The 15,353-nt window shown below is 59.0% G+C and carries 17 protein-coding genes; 8 read left to right on the forward strand and 9 right to left on the reverse strand.

The genetic code is table 11. The features are described from left to right. The coding region (locus tag BQ9843_RS00595; protein WP_042433200.1) for a ParA family protein at nucleotides 1–763 on the reverse strand (763 nt) is incomplete at its 3' end. A gap of 203 nt (nucleotides 764–966) precedes the next feature. Beyond that, nucleotides 967–1,338 (reverse strand): YraN family protein, encoded by a 372-nt coding sequence (locus BQ9843_RS00600; protein WP_015540326.1) that lies wholly within the window; start codon nucleotides 1,336–1,338, stop codon nucleotides 967–969. 545 nt (nucleotides 1,339–1,883) lie between these two features. Here BQ9843_RS00600 and BQ9843_RS00605 point away from each other — a divergent pair. From BQ9843_RS00605 to BQ9843_RS00630, 5 genes are all read left to right on the forward strand, one after another. Beyond that, on the forward strand, nucleotides 1,884–2,153 hold the full coding sequence (locus BQ9843_RS00605) for a hypothetical protein (RefSeq protein ID WP_042433205.1): 270 nt from the start codon (nucleotides 1,884–1,886) through the stop codon (nucleotides 2,151–2,153). Nucleotides 2,154–2,330: 177 nt separating this feature from the next. Then, entirely contained in the window at nucleotides 2,331–2,543 is a 213-nt protein-coding gene (locus BQ9843_RS00610; RefSeq protein WP_172596416.1) for a YlcI/YnfO family protein, read from the forward strand. Nucleotides 2,544–2,546: 3 nt separating this feature from the next. Then, nucleotides 2,547–2,750: a hypothetical protein gene (locus BQ9843_RS00615; protein ID WP_075843485.1), complete on the forward strand. Its 204-nt coding sequence runs from the start codon at nucleotides 2,547–2,549 to the stop codon at nucleotides 2,748–2,750. A 615-nt stretch (nucleotides 2,751–3,365) separates the two neighbouring features. Next, nucleotides 3,366–5,285, forward strand: coding sequence for a tetracycline resistance ribosomal protection protein Tet(W) (gene tet(W), locus BQ9843_RS00625; RefSeq protein ID WP_075843486.1), 1,920 nt, complete (start codon nucleotides 3,366–3,368; stop codon nucleotides 5,283–5,285). 63 nt (nucleotides 5,286–5,348) lie between these two features. After that, nucleotides 5,349–6,128 carry an HNH endonuclease family protein gene (locus tag BQ9843_RS00630; RefSeq protein ID WP_052297779.1) on the forward strand — a complete coding sequence of 260 codons (780 nt, stop codon included), beginning with the start codon at nucleotides 5,349–5,351 and terminating at the stop codon, nucleotides 6,126–6,128. A 3-nt stretch (nucleotides 6,129–6,131) separates the two neighbouring features. Here the strand turns inward: BQ9843_RS00630 and BQ9843_RS00635 are convergent, their stop codons facing one another. The 3 genes from BQ9843_RS00635 to BQ9843_RS00645 are packed head-to-tail and all read right to left on the reverse strand — an operon-like array spanning nucleotide 6,132 to nucleotide 7,838. After that, nucleotides 6,132–6,557 carry a plasmid mobilization protein gene (locus tag BQ9843_RS00635; protein WP_042433213.1) on the reverse strand — a complete coding sequence of 142 codons (426 nt, stop codon included), beginning with the start codon at nucleotides 6,555–6,557 and terminating at the stop codon, nucleotides 6,132–6,134. A gap of 5 nt (nucleotides 6,558–6,562) precedes the next feature. Continuing rightward, nucleotides 6,563–7,633: a site-specific integrase gene (locus BQ9843_RS00640; RefSeq protein WP_042433216.1), complete on the reverse strand. Its 1,071-nt coding sequence runs from the start codon at nucleotides 7,631–7,633 to the stop codon at nucleotides 6,563–6,565. A gap of 1 nt (nucleotide 7,634) precedes the next feature. Further along, a complete protein-coding gene (locus BQ9843_RS00645) occupies nucleotides 7,635–7,838 on the reverse strand; it encodes a hypothetical protein (RefSeq protein WP_042433219.1) in 204 nt (67 codons plus the stop codon). A gap of 107 nt (nucleotides 7,839–7,945) precedes the next feature. Between BQ9843_RS00645 and BQ9843_RS00650 the strand changes: the two genes are divergently transcribed. Next, nucleotides 7,946–8,392 (forward strand): helix-turn-helix domain-containing protein, encoded by a 447-nt coding sequence (locus BQ9843_RS00650; protein ID WP_230205511.1) that lies wholly within the window; start codon nucleotides 7,946–7,948, stop codon nucleotides 8,390–8,392. A 617-nt stretch (nucleotides 8,393–9,009) separates the two neighbouring features. Here the strand turns inward: BQ9843_RS00650 and guaA are convergent. Next, the gene (guaA, locus tag BQ9843_RS00655) at nucleotides 9,010–10,608 is read right to left on the reverse strand and encodes a glutamine-hydrolyzing GMP synthase (RefSeq protein ID WP_075843487.1); all 1,599 of its coding nucleotides are present in this window, start codon (nucleotides 10,606–10,608) and stop codon (nucleotides 9,010–9,012) included. A 174-nt stretch (nucleotides 10,609–10,782) separates the two neighbouring features. Here guaA and BQ9843_RS00660 point away from each other — a divergent pair, with 174 nt between their 5' ends. Both BQ9843_RS00660 and BQ9843_RS00665 read left to right on the forward strand, forming a co-directional pair. Next, on the forward strand, nucleotides 10,783–11,820 hold the full coding sequence (locus BQ9843_RS00660; protein WP_075843488.1) for an asparaginase: 1,038 nt from the start codon (nucleotides 10,783–10,785) through the stop codon (nucleotides 11,818–11,820). A 93-nt stretch (nucleotides 11,821–11,913) separates the two neighbouring features. Beyond that, complete coding sequence (locus tag BQ9843_RS00665) at nucleotides 11,914–12,162, forward strand: helix-turn-helix domain-containing protein (RefSeq protein ID WP_022386705.1); 249 nt, start codon at nucleotides 11,914–11,916, stop codon at nucleotides 12,160–12,162. 62 nt (nucleotides 12,163–12,224) lie between these two features. Here the strand turns inward: BQ9843_RS00665 and BQ9843_RS00670 are convergent, their stop codons facing one another. From BQ9843_RS00670 to BQ9843_RS00680, 3 genes are all read right to left on the reverse strand, one after another. After that, nucleotides 12,225–12,608, reverse strand: a complete 384-nt coding sequence (locus tag BQ9843_RS00670; RefSeq protein WP_022386706.1) for a DUF1648 domain-containing protein — start codon at nucleotides 12,606–12,608, stop codon at nucleotides 12,225–12,227. 48 nt (nucleotides 12,609–12,656) lie between these two features. Further along, a complete protein-coding gene (gene ychF / locus BQ9843_RS00675; protein WP_075843489.1) occupies nucleotides 12,657–13,733 on the reverse strand; it encodes a redox-regulated ATPase YchF in 1,077 nt (358 codons plus the stop codon). Nucleotides 13,734–13,837: 104 nt separating this feature from the next. Then, nucleotides 13,838–15,100, reverse strand: a complete 1,263-nt coding sequence (locus BQ9843_RS00680) for a 4Fe-4S binding protein (protein WP_075843490.1) — start codon at nucleotides 15,098–15,100, stop codon at nucleotides 13,838–13,840. Nucleotides 15,101–15,353: the final 253 nt, after the last annotated feature.

Consider the following 15,353-nt stretch of genomic DNA (forward strand, 5'->3'; position numbering starts at 1 on the left):
AGGCGAGCTCACGGGACACCTCGTCGGCGAGAGCCTCGTAGTCGCGCGCGGGGCGGCTCCCCGGCTCGAAGGCCGCCACCGGCTTCCACTGCCAGCTGCCCTCGCAGACCTTGCTGCTCGCGTGTATGACCGTCTCGAACTGCTCGCCCGGGAAGAACCCGTCGAGCACGGCCGCGCCCGTGGCCTCGGCGTTGGTCATGCGGCCGGGCACGCAGGTGCGCAGTATCTTCCATCTGGGCGTGGGCATGCGCAGGGCGTCTGAAATGGAGCGCGTCGCCTCCACGGTGAGCGCCGTGCCGCGCATCACGGTGGAGTCGAGCTTCACGGGGATGACGACCATGCCGCCCTCCGCTGCGGCGAGGTAGGCGTTGAAGGCAAGCCTGCGCATCACGGGGCTGCAGTCGATGAGGCAGACGTCGTAGGAGCCCGAGGCGTCGTCGAGGGCGAACTTGAGGCGCTGCTCGCGCAGGAGCATCTCGTTCTGGTCGACGAGGTCGATGGTCGAGGCCACCACGTCGAGGCCCTCCCCGGCGGCGTAGGCGACCTCCTCCACGGGCGCGCCGCCGTAGAGCAGCTCGACCGAGGTGCGCCGCTCGGAGGCGGCGCGGTCGTAGAGGCCGAAGAAGTCGGTGGCCGACGCCTGCGGGTCGAGGTCGACGAGCAGGGTCCGAAGGCCCCGGGCGGCGAAGATGGCCGCCAGGTTGACGGCGGTCGTCGTCTTGCCGACGCCTCCCTTGTAGTTGGAAATGGCTATCGTGCGCATGGGTCGCGTCCTCTCTAGCGTGGGGCGCGCCTCGCCGCATCCGGTCCGGCGCGCCCCGAGTCTCGGAGCGTCGGGACAAAACCGTACGAATTTGTCCGACAAGCGGAGTGTACCACGAAAACGTACGTATATGTACGTTTTCGTGGTACAGGGTCGGATTTCGGGGAAGTCCGGCCCCGGGAGCCCGGGGCCGGGCGCGCCGCCTAGGAGAGCGGCTCCATCTCGCCGAAGCAGTTGATGTGGTGGCGAAGGAGCGCTCGGTTCTCCTTGACGACCATCATCGCCACCTCGTCGAAGCGGACCGGGGTGTCTGCGTAGTCGTCGCTGTTCCCCGCGAGCCACGTCGCCGCCAGCGCCTCGCGCAGCCCGCGCGCCCTGTGGGCCTCGGGGAAGCCGTCCGTTCCGATCCGGACCGTGGCGTCGACGAAGACCAGGGTCCCGTCCTCGTCCACCGCCACGAGGTCGATCCCGCCGATGCCCTCGGGCCCCTGCCAGGCCTCGTCGACGATCTCGTAGCCCTTGCGCTCGAGGAAGGCCCTGACCGCGCCCATCGCCTTTTCCTTCATGTCGTTCATGCCTTGCTCCTTAGACTCTGAGGCCCGCCCCTGTGGCGTGCCTTGCGCCGCGTGAGTCGCATGCAGCGCGGGCGTGCCTGCAAGGGAGGAAGCGAAGTCGGGCGTGGTTATAGAAATCTCCCGACGTCAGTTTTTCGCGTTGTTCGCGCGCGCAGCGCATGGGGCGAAGAACCCGAAAAAGTGTCGCGGCCCTTGCGGGCCGCCTGCCGGCGTGCGACCCTGCGCGTCCAAGGAGCGCCGGGGCGAGTTTCGGGTCGGAGGGGCGGAGGCGTGCGGCATGGAATCGGGCGTGGGCGCCGAAACCCTCCGGGCATGGGATGCGGCCCGTCGGCGGTCCTGGGCTCCCGCGGGACTTGGCGACGACGTCGCGGCGGGGACGGAGGCGGGATCCCGAGTCGTGGTGCCGCGGTATGAGTCGGGACAGATGGCTTTCCCGCGCCGCTTGCGGGCGATATGTGCACGGGACCGTGGGCAGCGAGATGGTTCTCCGCATGGAACGGCTACGGTGCTGCGCGACACGTCTGTTGAGAGAAGGAGGCGAGCTGATGTTGAGCCACGAAGAGAAGTTGGAGCGCATCGAGCTCATCGATGCCGTGTGCGATGCCGGGAGACTGGCGAGGGGCCTGGACCAGCTGCTCGAGTCCCTGGCTCACGCCGACCAGCTGGACCCGCTCGACGTCGAGGGGATCCTGGTCCTGAGGTCTATAAGCGAGAGGTGTGCCGAGCGCATCGGCGACGCGGCGCGCATCCTGGAGGCTCAGAACGAGGTCCTCTATGCGGAGGAGCGGGCCAAAGTCAAACCGCGCGATAACTGAGGAACGAAACCCGGTCCGGAAACTGTTCCTTGATTCCGGCCGGATGATCTTCTCCGCCGCCCGGTGTCGCATTGTGTCCGAGCGGCTGATGTCCCCCTATTCCCAGTGCCGCGGCGTACCGCTGCGTTATAATTCAGAAAACGCATTTGTATTGCATTTCGAGGGATAGAGGCGCGAATGTCTAATGGCTATAAGGAGCTCATCAAGGGTAACCCCGGCGAGACCGAGATCAGGAGCTTCCTGGTAAACGGCGACCAGGTATCTGTGACCCTGCGCATCCCCGACACCCTGCGCGACGCGGCGAAGGAGGAGGCTGCCCTTCGCGGCATGAGCTTCTCCGCCTTTGTGCGCACTTGCATGATCGAAGAGCTCGCGAAGAAGGGACAATAGCCCGTGACGGAGCCAATGCACGACATCTCGGTCGAAGGCTTCATAGAGTCCTTCGACCGCCGATACCCGACTTTCATTCTCAAGACGTTGCTGTGCGACCGCACTACGGGGCGCAACATCATATGGGCCGACAACGAATACGAGGCCCTAGGCGACGGCTACATGGGCGATGACGAGATGACCGTCGAGAATGCTCATGTACGGTAAAGAAGCAAGCAACCGAAAACAATAGATAGACCGCCAGCACTACACTATTCCGAACCAAAGACCAAAAGATAAGCATTGTGGGAAAATCTAAACTTTTGGATTTTCCTACAATGCCAACTACGGCGGAATCCCTCCCACTCCTTATATCTTTCTGTATACATTGAATTTGTATTTAGTAAAATGCAGACAACACCACGGATCGGCTTTTGGTTGGACAATTCCAACCAAACACCACAGCAGACAGCAGAAAACATTCTGAACGCTAGGAAGCCGGTATGATTGTTACATATAAGGGGAAGAAAAATTTCTTTTAGGTACTTGCTTTCCTAAAACTGATGTGATACAATGATTTTATCCAGAAAAGGAGTAAAAAATATGCGGCAAGGTATTCTTAAATAAAATTTGATAATGGGCGCAAAAATGATTGCCCCTTGCAGGGGCTTAGTTTTTGTACCCAATTTAAGAATACTTTTGCCTTTTTAGTAAATATCGTGACGGACAGCGGCTCATGTAAGCCGTCATACTTCTGTTTGTCCGAAGTCATGATCCCCAGCGGTAAAAGTATTAGCCGCTGGGGATTTTTGCGCCCATTTGGGCCTTGTATGGAGGATAGACATGAACATTATCAATATCGGGATTCTTGCCCATGTAGACGCTGGAAAGACAACCTTGACGGAGAGCCTGCTATATGCCAGCGGAGCCATTTCAGAACCGGGGAGCGTCGAAAAAGGGACAACGAGGACGGACACCATGCTTTTGGAGCGGCAGCGTGGGATTACCATTCAAGCGGCAGTCACTTCCTTCCAGTGGCACAGATGTAAAGTCAACATTGTGGATACGCCCGGCCACATGGATTTTTTGGCGGAGGTGTACCGCTCTTTGGCTGTTTTAGATGGGGCCATCTTGGTGATCTCCGCTAAAGATGGTGTGCAGGCCCAGACCCGTATTCTGTTCCATGCCCTGCGGAAAATGGACATTCCCACCGTTATCTTTATCAATAAGATCGACCAGGCTGGCGTTGATTTGCAGGGCGTGTATCAGTCTGTTCGGGATAAGCTCTCCGCCGATATTATCATCAAGCAGACGGTGTCGCTGTCCCCGGAAATAGTCCTGGAGGAAAATACCGACATAGAAGCATGGGATGCGGTCATCGAAAATAACGATGAATTATTGGAAAAGTATATCGCAGGAGAACCAATCAGCCGGGAAGAACTTGCGCAGGAGGAACAGCGGCGGGTTCAAGACGCCTCCCTGTTCCCGGTCTATCATGGCAGCGCCAAAAAGGGCCTTGGCATTCAACCGTTGATGGATGCGGTGACAGGGCTGTTCCAACCGATTGGGGAACAGGGGAGCGACGCCCTATGCGGCAGCGTTTTCAAGGTGGAGTATACAGATTGTGGCCAGCGGCTCATCTATTTGCGGCTATACAGCGGAACGCTGCGCCTGCGGGATACGGTGGCTCTGGCCGGGAGAGAAAAGCTGAAAATCACAGAGATGCGTATTCCATCCAAAGGGGAAATTGTTCGGACAGACACCGCTTATCCGGGTGAAATTGTTATCCTTCCCAGCGACAGCGTGAGGTTAAACGATGTATTAGGGGACCCAACCCGGCTCCCTCGTAAAAGGTGGCGTGAGGACCCCCTCCCCATGCTGCGGACGTCGATTGCGCCGAAAACGGCAGCGCAAAGAGAACGGCTGCTGGACGCTCTTACGCAACTTGCGGATACTGACCCGCTTTTGCGCTGCGAGGTGGATTCCATCACCCATGAGATCATTCTTTCTTTTTTGGGCCGGGTGCAGTTGGAGGTTGTTTCCGCTTTGCTGTCGGAAAAATACAAGCTTGAAACAGTGGTAAAGGAACCCACCGTCATTTATATGGAGCGGCCGCTCAAAGCAGCCAGCCACACCATCCATATCGAGGTGCCGCCCAACCCGTTTTGGGCATCCATCGGACTGTCTGTTACACCACTCCCGCTTGGCTCCGGTGTACAATACGAGAGCCGGGTTTCGCTGGGATACTTGAACCAGAGTTTTCAAAACGCTGTCAGGGATGGTATCCGTTACGGGCTGGAGCAGGGCTTGTTCGGCTGGAACGTAACGGACTGTAAGATTTGCTTTGAATACGGGCTTTATTACAGTCCGGTCAGCACGCCGGCGGACTTCCGCTCATTGGCCCCGATTGTATTGGAACAGGCATTGAAGGAATCAGGGACGCAACTGCTGGAACCTTATCTCTCCTTCACCCTCTATGCGCCCCGGGAATATCTTTCCAGGGCTTATCATGATGCACCGAAATACTGTGCCACCATCGAAACGGTCCAGGTAAAAAAGGATGAAGTTGTCTTTACTGGCGAGATTCCCGCCCGCTGTATACAGGCATACCGTACTGATCTGGCCTTTTACACCAACGGGCAGAGCGTATGCCTTACAGAACTGAAAGGGTATCAGGCCGCTGTCGGCAAGCCAGTCATCCAGCCCCGCCGTCCAAACAGCCGCCTGGACAAGGTGCGCCATATGTTTCAGAAGGTAATGTAACGTCTTGCGCAATGCAAGCGTTCATTGCTGGCTATTGCGAAATATCATTGATAAAATCACGAGGTGTTCGAGTCCACGTTCGACCCCGGCTACTGCGACGCGGACATCCCCTCCGCTCCCGGCGTCGAGCGCCTGAACGTGCTGATATTCGGCCTCAAGAACTCGACGCTCATCCCGTACGTGCTCTACGTTCGCAAGAACGCGGAGTCTTCGGGCGAGGAATCCGAGGTCTTCGCCCTGCTTGAGAGCTACATCGTCCGCCGAACGCTGGTTCAGGCGACCACGAAGAACTACAACAGGCTGTTCACCTCGCTGATCCTGAACGAGGTGAAGGACGCGGAGACGCTGAGGAAGGCTCTTGAAGCCAACGAAGAGGCGACGACGTACATGCCCGGCGATGACGAGGTTCGAAGGGCGTTCGAGGAATCGTGTCTGTACAACCTTCAGTCCAAGGGCGTTCTCTATCTGCTGGAAAGCGCCATTCGCCCAGACATGAGCAGCACGGCCCTGCTCGGGTTCAACCAGTACACCCTCGAACACATGATGCCCAAGAAGTGGCGCAACAAATGGGGAGCCCTCGACGATGAGGCTGCCACGCGAAGGGACAGGAAGCTCCTCACGCTCGGCAACCTCGCCATCATCACGCATTCCCTTAACGCCTCCATCCGCGATGCCGATTGGCCCACCAAGAAGCAGGGAAAGGGATACAAGGACGGTCTTGCCCTCTGCGCCGCCGGCCTTGCGACCATGGCCGGCGCCCTGGAGAAGGAGTCTTGGGACGAGGGCGATATCGCCGATCGCGCCGAATGGCTTGCGGACAAGGCGTTGGAGGTCTGGCGTTAAACCTTACATGCGCCCCATCTCGAAGATGCTTGCGGTGTCGGAGCCCGCATCCATGACGGATGTTGTCGGCTCTTCCAAATGCGAGGTTTGCGGTGGCGCTTCCGTCACTGGTGCCTCAACCCCCTCGCCGAGCGCCAGGAAGAACCTCATCACGAGCTCGATCCTCTGCTGCAGGGACTCGCTCAGCTCGCCGTAGGAGGCCGCCAGCCGGACCTCCTTGGCCAACTCCGTCATCGTGTCCTTCAGCGCCTTCTGAACGCTCACAGAGGGCTTCACCTCGACCTTGGTATCGGTCAGCTTGGCGATGATGTAGTCCTGCCTGCTCATGCCGCTCCAAGCTGCCATCTCGCATATGAGCTTGTGCTCCTCGGGCGTACAGCGGAACGCCATCGTCTTGCTGCGCTTGCGGGCGCTGTTCTCGCACGGCATCCTTCTTACCCCCTCGCCCCGTCGAGCGCGGCGGCCATCTCGTCCTGCTTCGTGGGGAACAGGTGCGCGTAGCGGTAGGTGATGTCAACCGCCTCGTGGCCCATGCGCTCGGCGATGGCAAGCGCGGAGAACCCCATCTCGATCAGCAGGCTCACATGGCTGTGGCGTATGTCGTGTATGCGGATGCGCTTCACGCCAGACGCCTTGCACCCGCGCTCCATCTCATGGGCCAGGAAGTGCTTGGTCACGGCGAACAGGCGCTCGTCGGGGGCGACGTCGTCGCGCATCTCGATGAAGTCCGCCATCTCGTCGCGCAGGAAGGCGGGCATGACGATCGTGCGCACCGACTTGGGCGTCTTGGGGTCGGTCACGGTGTCCATGCCGTGGAGGCTCTGGTACGACTTGTTGATGCGCAGCCGCGAGCTCTCCAGCATGAAGTCGGACGGCGTGAGCGCCAGGAGCTCGCCGCAGCGGATGCCCGTCCAGTAGAGCAGCTCGAAGGCGTGGAACGAGAGAGGCTTGTCCATGATGGCCTCGCTGAACCTCAGGTACTCGTCCTTGGTCCAGAACTGCATCTCGCCGCCCTTCTTCGACCCTATCTTGTCGACCCTGCGCACCGGGTTGTCGGTGAGGCCGTAGTAGCGCTCGGCGTGGTTGAAGATGGCGTTGAGCTGGTTGTTCACCGTGCGCAGGTACGTCGGCGCCCAGGGCTTCCCGTCGGCGTCCCGGTGCTCGGTGAGCTCGTTTTGCCACCTGATGACGTCGATCGGCCTCACGTCGCACATGCGCATGTCCCCGAAGAACGGCACGAGCTTGTCGTTGATGATGTACTCCTTGGTGATCCACGTGTGCTCGCGTATGCGCGGCTTCACCTCGGAGGCGTACACCTCGACGAACTCGGAGAACGTCATGTCCATGGCCCCGCCGTTAAGGCTCTTGAACTGGCTCTCCCACACTGCGGCCTCCACCTCGGAGGAGAAGCCGCGCTTCGTCTTGTGGCGCTTCGAGCCGCGGGCGTCGCGGTAGTAGCACTGCACGTAGAACGTGCCGTTGTTGTCATCCTTGTACACGGGCATGTCAGTCCACCTCCGGGAAGTACAGTGCGTCGAAGACGTCGCTTCGGACGCGCCCGCGGATAACCACGCGCCCGCGCGCCTCCTGCTCGGCGTTTATCCTCCTGATCACCTCGTAGGCGCTGCCTTTCTTGATCCTCAGCAGCTCCGCGACCTCGTCGGCGTCTAGCATGTGAGGCCTCGGCGTCTTCGCCACCTTCTCGTCCATGGCTCCTCCAATCAACAGCGTACGTATATGTACGGTTTACAGATTGAGAGTAAACGTACGCATCCGTACTGTCAATAGAATTGCGTACATTTGCGTACGCTGATAAGATGTGCGGGTACGTAATTCCAGGAGGAGGGCGCATGTCCGTAGGCGAGAACATAAGGCGGTACCGCAAGTTGCGCGGCATGACGCAGGCGCAGCTCGCCGAGGCGGTCGGTCTGACCGAGGGGGCCGTGCGCCATTACGAGAGCGGCATCCGCGCCGTCAAGCCCGAGCTGCTCGAGTCCATCTCCGCCGCGCTCGGCGTTTCCGTCAACGCCCTCAAGGATTACGGCGTCGAGACCGCGGGCGACCTCATGTCGCTGCTCGTGCGGCTCGAGGACTCCTTCGGCATCGTTCCCGCAGCCGACGGCTCGGGCCTCTCCCTGAACCCCAAGGCGCCGCACGCTCCCAAAGCCGCGATGGCGATCGAGCTGTGGGCCGAGAAGCGCGCGCAGCTCGAGAACGGCGAGATCGACGCCGACGAATACGAGGGCTGGAAAGCCTCGCTGTAGCGGCTCCCCGCATTTCGCAACCAGCGCAACCGAATCAGGACGCCAGGCTAGGCGGTGAGCTCCGCCCGCTCCTGCGTCTGCTGAGTTTTTACTCCCCATTGCATGTCAAGGCATTTTCGGCGCTCCTGGGGAGTAAATGACGCGGTGGCTTATATGACGGCACGCGACAGCACGCCGCGGCATTTCCCCTGATTACTCCCGTTTTCCTTGAGACGGTGAGATTCTTTACTCCCCATTAACGACCTGGGGAAACGCCGTGCGGAGACCGCCGAAAAGCCTATTGAGTTCGATTTGAGTTTCACGGGCCCCGAAACGGCCTCGTTTCGTCCTCGGGGACAAAAACCGCGCGTCTACTCATTTGGGATGAATCCTTACTCCCATTCCTCCGAATACCGCCCAGTGCTTTGCCGTCTTGAAATACGGGGAGTAAATGGCGAAATCGCAGGTGAAAGGGAGTAAATAGGCAAAGAAAAAGCCTCCGTTCCAACATGGGAGCGGAGGCTAGATTATCGTATTTACTCACCGCCGTCGCCGGTGGCTTTGCCATGACTGTCGTACGAAACGAAACTCAGCGGCACAGCGCGGCACTCAAAAATGCAGGTCAGAACCCTATCGGCCTACTCCCACTCAATCGTCGCGGGCGGCTTGCTCGTGATGTCATAGCACACGCGGTTGGCACCCGGGACCTCGGCCACAATGCGACCAGAGATCTTCGCCAGTACCTCGTAGGGAAGCTTGGCCCAGTCGGCGGTCATGGCGTCACTGGACTCCACGGCACGCAGGATGATCGGGCGCTGATAGGTACGCTCGTCTCCCATAACGCCAACAGACTTGATGTCGGGCAGCACCGCAAAGTATTGCCAGCAGCTGTGCTCGGAGTTGCGGTCGCCAGTCTCCTCAAAAAGCTTCTGGTTATACGCATCGAGCTCTTCGCGCACGATGGCGTCGGCGTTCTTCAAGATCTCGAGCTTCTCCTTGTCCACCGCACCGATAATGCGAATGGCAAGACCCGGGCCCGGGAACGGCTGGCGGTACACAATATGCGCCGGCAGGCCAAGCGCCAAGCCAAGCGCGCGGACCTCGTCCTTAAAGAAGTGATCGAGCGGCTCGATAAGATCAAAGCTCACGCCCTCGGGGAACGGAATCAGATTGTGGTGGCTCTTGATGGTCGAGGCCTTGCCGCCCGTCTTGCGTGCACCGGACTCGATGATGTCGGGGTAAATGGTGCCCTGGGCCAGGTACTTCACGGGTTTACCATCGGTCTCAAGCTGCTGAGCAACCGCGAAGAATTCCTTCCAGAACTGCGTACCGATAATGCGACGCTTCTCCTCCGGCTCGGTCACGCCGGCCAGAAGCTCGGCATAGCGGTCCTCGGCATGGACGTGAACAAAGTCGACATCAAACTGCTTAGTGAAGACCTCCTCCACCTGTTCGGGCTCGCCCTTGCGCAACAGGCCGTGATTGATAAACACGCAAGTCATCTGCTTGCCGATAGCACGGGCACCAAGCGCTGCCACCACAGAGGAATCAACGCCGCCGGAAAGCGCCAGGATTACGCGGTCCTCGCCCACCTTCTCGCGGAACTCGTCCGTCATGGTCTCGACCAGATTGTCCATAGACCAGTTCTCCTCAAGGCCGCAAATGCCAAAGAGGAAGTTCTTGAGAATCTGCTGACCGCACTCGGTATGCTTGACCTCGGGATGGAACTGCGTGGTATAGATTTTCTTCTCCACGTTCTCCATCGCCGCCACGGGGCACACGTCGGTCGAAGCAACCACGGTAAAGCCCTCGGGCACGTCCTGTACAGCATCGAAGTGGCTCATCCACACCGTCTGGCTGGCAGGGGTGCCCTCAAACAGCTCACCGCCAGTAACATGCAGTTCGGCAGGACCGTACTCGCCCACCTCGGGATGGAACACAGTGCCGCCCAGCGTCACGGCCGTAATCTGGTGTCCATAGCAAAAGCCAAGGACCGGCACGCCCAGCTCAAATACGGCAGGATCGACACGTGGAGCGTCCTCGGCGTTAACGGAAGCGGGACCGCCCGAAAGGATGATGGCAGAAGGAGCCATCTCGCGCACCTCGTCTGCTGTGATATCGCACGGCACAATCTCGGAATACACATGCAGATCGCGCACACGGCGAGCGATGAGCTGGCCATACTGTGCGCCAAAGTCGAATACAAGGACCTTTTGGTCCGAGGTGTTTTTGGACATAGGACTCCTCTTGTTCGGCAGAGGGGCAGCGGCTCCGCCCCATGGCTCTCTCAAGAATCTAATAATACACGCAACGTGGGCATTTACCGAAAAGTAACTCGTCTGTGCATCTCTTTTGCACGAAGGCTTAAACCTTATGCCACAATGGCCCCTGAGCGCACGGAAAGGATCGTCATGAAGCGCATTTTGCTGATCGCCACCGGAGGCACCATCGCCTCGTCGGAAGACGGAAACGGGCTCTCCCCCACCGTCACGGGAGAAGAACTCGCCCAGGCAGTGCCCGAGATTGCTCAGGTGGCGCACGTCGAGGTCGCTCAGCTTATGAACATCGATAGCACCAACATGCGCCCCAGTGATTGGCTGCGCATCGCTCGCGCCATCCACGACTCCTACGACAGCTACGACGGCTTTGTGGTCCTTCATGGCACCGACACCATGGCGTACACCGCGGCGGCACTCTCCTACCTTATTCAAGAAAGCCCCAAGCCCATCGTGCTCACCGGCTCGCAAAAGCCCATGGAGAACCCCTTTACCGACGCCAAGCTCAACCTCTACCAAAGCCTGCTCTACGCCACCGACGATCGCTCTCGCGATATCACGGTAGTCTTTGGCGGCGCTGTCATAGCCGGCACGCGCGCTCGTAAGCAGCGCACCATGAGCTTTAACGCATTCAAAAGCGTTAATTACCCCTCCCTCGCCTATGTGCGAAACGATCGCATCATCCGCAGCGGCGAGCATATGCTTGGCATTCGTCATAATGCCAAACGCGCACCGCACACCGAGCCTCGATTCTTCGATGCCCTTGACGAGGCGGTCTTTGCCCTCAAACTCACGCCCGGAATGAACCCGCGCATCTTCGAGGCGCTCAAAGCAAGCTACAACGCCGTTATTATCGAAACCTTTGGCATCGGCGGCATCCCCGAGTACGAAAACGAGGACGGGCTCTCCTTTAAGCAGGCGATTTTTGACTGGGTCGACTCTGGGCGCACCGCCGTCATCACTACTCAAGTGCCGGAAGAAGGACTCGACTTGGGCGTCTACGAAGTTGGTCGCGCCTACGCCGAGCACCCCGGCATCCTGAAGGGCGACGACATGACCACCGAGGCACTCGTGGCTAAAACCATGTGGGCACGAGGCGTCTCAAGCGATCCCAAGACCGTCAAGGAGCTGTTTATGCAGCCCATCAACTTTGATCGCATGGATTGGGATTAGCCACCTTATTCACCAGTTTAATAGCCCCGTTGTTAATGCCTTTACAGCAGGTATGCCTCATAGCAATGTATAGTTTACTTGACAGATATATCCATGCCCGCAACGACACTCGCAGGCATGGATACCTTTTTGCGCAAAACCCTTGGTCAAAACATCAAAGCGAGACGCGAGGAGCTTGGCCTGTCGAAGGTCGACCTGTGCATTGCTGCAGATATCCAGCGGCCCATCCTCGATCGCATCGAACAAGGACTTGGCAACATTAGGCTCGACACGCTACAAAGCCTGGCCGATGTTCTTAAAACCACTCCATCCGATTTGATTAAGGACCCAAACGAGCGATAAAAAAGCCAGCCCCAAAGGAGCTGGCTCATTAGCATGCTAGCTGCTGGCGATTGACGTTACCCCTAGAAAACAAAGGGGCCGGCGATACCCGCCGAGACGCACATCAGGTACACGTTGGCAATGTTCAAAAGAACAGCAAGCACCAGGCCGGAGCGCACATTGCGCGTAAAGATCATGCGCGCCATAGCGTCCGACTCCGTATGCGCACGCGCCTGCTTCCTGCCGTAGGCAATCGACGCCAGGCTGAACACCAGCGCAAAGATAGGGGTAATCAAAAGCTCCCAGCGGCTTCCCCAACGCGTCACGGCGCCCGCCGCGTCATAGCGCATGGGAACCTGATCGGCAAACTGCGGCAACACCACAGCGGCAACAATCAGCGGAACGAGGCCCAAGACCACCAGCACAATGGTCATAATCTTAGCTTTTTGTCCATACTCGTTAAGCATACCGTCTGCTCCTTTGTCGTTGGCCAGGTAAGGGGCGAAGAGACATCATTACACGTTGAAGCGGAAGTGCACCACGTCGCCGTCGGCCATAATGTACTCTTTGCCCTCGATGCGCAGCTTGCCGGCAGCCTTCGCTCCCTGCTCGCCGCCAAGCTCGATGTAATCGTTATACGAGATGACCTCGGCCTTAATGAAGCCGCGCTCAAAATCGGTGTGAATCACGCCGGCAGCCTGCGGAGCCGTTGCGCCCTTGCGCACCGTCCAGGCCTTGACCTCCATCTCGCCAGCGGTAAAGAAGCTCTGCAGGCCCAGCAGGTCGTAGGCAGCCTGCGCAAGCACATCCAGACCCGGCTGCTCAAGACCCAAGCTCTCCAGGTACTCGGCAGCCTCCTCTGCGTCGAGCTCAGAAAGCTCTGCCTCGACCTTGGCGCAGATGGGAATGGGCTTCACACCGTCAATAGGGTCAAAGTCGTCGCCGAGCATGTCCTCATCGACATTTGCCACGTAGAGAATCGGCTTCATCGTGAGCAGGAACAGGCCCTTGGCAGCAAGGCGCTCCTCGTCGGTCATTTCCATGGTGGCGGCACGGTTGCCGTCGTTAAGCCAATCGACCAGGCGCTTGGCGACCTCAAACTTAGGAGCCAGCTCCTTATCGCGCTTGGACTCCTTCTCCAACTTGGGCAGCTGCTTCTCGAGCGTGGAGAGGTCGGCCAAGATCAGCTCGGTCATGATAGTATCGGCGTCGGCCACGGGGTCCACGAACTCGCCCGTACGCCCCACCTCGCGCATGACGTTGGGGTCCTTGAAGTAGCGCACGACCTCGCAGATAGCATCGGTCTCGCGAATGTTAGCCAAAAACTGGTTGCCCAGGCCCTCACCCTCGTTAGCGCCCTTGACCAGGCCTGCGATGTCCACAAACTCAACCGTAGCAGGCACAATGCGGCCAGGATTCACAATGTCGGCAAGCTTTTGCAGACGCGCATCGGGCACATCGACAATACCCACGTTGGGATCAATCGTGGCAAAGGGGTAGTTGGCGGCAAGACCGCCCTTTTTGGTCAGCGCGGTAAAGAGCGTGGACTTGCCCACGTTGGGCAGGCCGACAATGCCGATAGACAGGGACATGGCTTTCCTTTTCTCATGCCGTCGCTGCGGCGACGGATTCTTGGTAACGAACCTACGATAGCAGTCTTTGACGCAGCGCGCCCGCAAGCGGGCACTTCGCACGTTTAATCTGCGAGTTTCTCAACCTGATCCAGGACCTTGGTGAGCTTCTTCTTGGCGTCGGCCTTCATCTTGGCCGCCTCCTCACGAGCCTTTGCGGCCTTAGCAGCCTTCTCCTCGGCCTCCGGATCGGGCACCACAAGTTCAGATCCCGGACACGCCACCATCTTGAGCGCATGGTTCTCGCACGCCTCGACGCACAGGCCGCATCCCACGCAATACTCCGGCTCGATGGTGAACTTGCCCGAGCCCACCAAGTCAGTAGCGTTTGTAGGGCACAAGTCAACGCAAGCGCCGCACATGGTGCACTTATCAAAATCGCACTGAGGGATGGATGCCTCGATATTATCGGCAAGCTCAGGGTGATCTTGCAGGGCAGAAAGCAGCAGCTGACGATTTTGAGTCAAGACGCGACGGCGCTTGAAATCGGTGGAGCCGCAGGCATTGTTGAGGGTGCGCTCAAGTTGCGTGATGCGGTCGCTATGAGCCTTGAGCTTCTGCGTTACCGAGGCCACAGCGGCGGCGGCAGGATTGAGCTTAGAAACGGTAAGGCCCGTCGTGCGCATCATGTTGTCCATGAATTCCTTGCGCTCGTACTCACGGCGCTTCACGCATTTGAGGTCGCGCGCCTCCACCTCAAGGCCCAGGCCGGTTCCCGCCCATTCCTCGGCGGTGGCGATGGCATCGCTCAGCATCTCTTCGCCGGTCGTGGTCTTGCAGTGGTCGCAAATGCCAAGCGGCAGGTACACGCTCACATTGGAGTAATCGGCCAAAACGGCAAACCAAACCTCGGGTGTCACGTCGCCGATGCAGGCGAGCACGATCTCGTTCTCACGCGGACGGCGACGCAGTGCACGCGTGCACGTGACATACGTCGTGGTGTGCGACGCCGCAGCGCCGGCAATCTTGTCGTACAGCTGTTTGGGTTTGATCTTGGGGGAGTTCATCGCCTCGGTGGGACATGCTGCCGCACACAGGCCGCACTTACGACAGATATCGAGGATGTCAATACCGCCGTCGTCAATATCAACCGCATTAACCGGGCAGGCAACCTTGCAGGCGTTGCAGCTGCTCCCCTCGTGAATGCAGGCAAGACAACGATTGGAATTGCCGCGCGGCTTTTCTTTATAGTCCGCAGGATTCCAATGATTCTCTTCCGACTCGATACCCATCAGCGAATCGGAGATTCCGCCCAGTGGGTTCTTCAGAGCACCAAGCCCTTTGCTGATGTCGATGATATCGTCAAACAGGTCGTGTTGTTGAGCCATACCGTGGCTGCCCTCCCCTTTGGCAGTGCAAACAAGCAAGCTCCTATTTTACGCTACCCGCCGCGCCGCGTCAGGTACAGTGTCGAGGGCGAACACAGAAGACAAATGCCCTCATCCCCGCGTCAACCACAGTAGCGCTTGGGGCCACGGGGCCGATGCGGCCACGTCCCTACAGCGCCCCCAAAGTCCCGCAAAGTTCGGCGCAGCCGAACGAGCGCCTGGGACGGGTCCCCCGCGTCAACCACAGTTCCCC

The organism is Collinsella bouchesdurhonensis (assembly GCF_900155365.1).
GTDB classification, from domain to species: Bacteria; Actinomycetota; Coriobacteriia; order Coriobacteriales; family Coriobacteriaceae; genus Collinsella; species Collinsella bouchesdurhonensis.

Bases quoted from the DNA above. Each gene is read 5' to 3' on its own strand.
- BQ9843_RS00600 (WP_015540326.1), bottom strand. From the start codon at position 1,338: ATGAACGACATGAAGGAAAAGGCGATGGGCGCGGTCAGGGCCTTCCTC.
- BQ9843_RS00605 (WP_042433205.1), top strand. From the start codon at position 1,884: ATGTTGAGCCACGAAGAGAAGTTGGAGCGCATCGAGCTCATCGATGCC.
- BQ9843_RS00610 (WP_172596416.1), top strand. From the start codon at position 2,331: ATGTCTAATGGCTATAAGGAGCTCATCAAGGGTAACCCCGGCGAGACC.
- BQ9843_RS00635 (WP_042433213.1), bottom strand. From the start codon at position 6,557: ATGCCGTGCGAGAACAGCGCCCGCAAGCGCAGCAAGACGATGGCGTTC.
- BQ9843_RS00640 (WP_042433216.1), bottom strand. From the start codon at position 7,633: ATGCCCGTGTACAAGGATGACAACAACGGCACGTTCTACGTGCAGTGC.
- BQ9843_RS00645 (WP_042433219.1), bottom strand. From the start codon at position 7,838: ATGGACGAGAAGGTGGCGAAGACGCCGAGGCCTCACATGCTAGACGCC.
- BQ9843_RS00650 (WP_230205511.1), top strand. From the start codon at position 7,946: ATGTGCGGGTACGTAATTCCAGGAGGAGGGCGCATGTCCGTAGGCGAG.
- guaA (WP_075843487.1), bottom strand. From the start codon at position 10,608: ATGTCCAAAAACACCTCGGACCAAAAGGTCCTTGTATTCGACTTTGGC.
- BQ9843_RS00660 (WP_075843488.1), top strand. From the start codon at position 10,783: ATGAAGCGCATTTTGCTGATCGCCACCGGAGGCACCATCGCCTCGTCG.
- BQ9843_RS00665 (WP_022386705.1), top strand. From the start codon at position 11,914: ATGCCCGCAACGACACTCGCAGGCATGGATACCTTTTTGCGCAAAACC.
- BQ9843_RS00670 (WP_022386706.1), bottom strand. From the start codon at position 12,608: ATGCTTAACGAGTATGGACAAAAAGCTAAGATTATGACCATTGTGCTG.
- ychF (WP_075843489.1), bottom strand. From the start codon at position 13,733: ATGTCCCTGTCTATCGGCATTGTCGGCCTGCCCAACGTGGGCAAGTCC.
- BQ9843_RS00680 (WP_075843490.1), bottom strand. From the start codon at position 15,100: ATGGCTCAACAACACGACCTGTTTGACGATATCATCGACATCAGCAAA.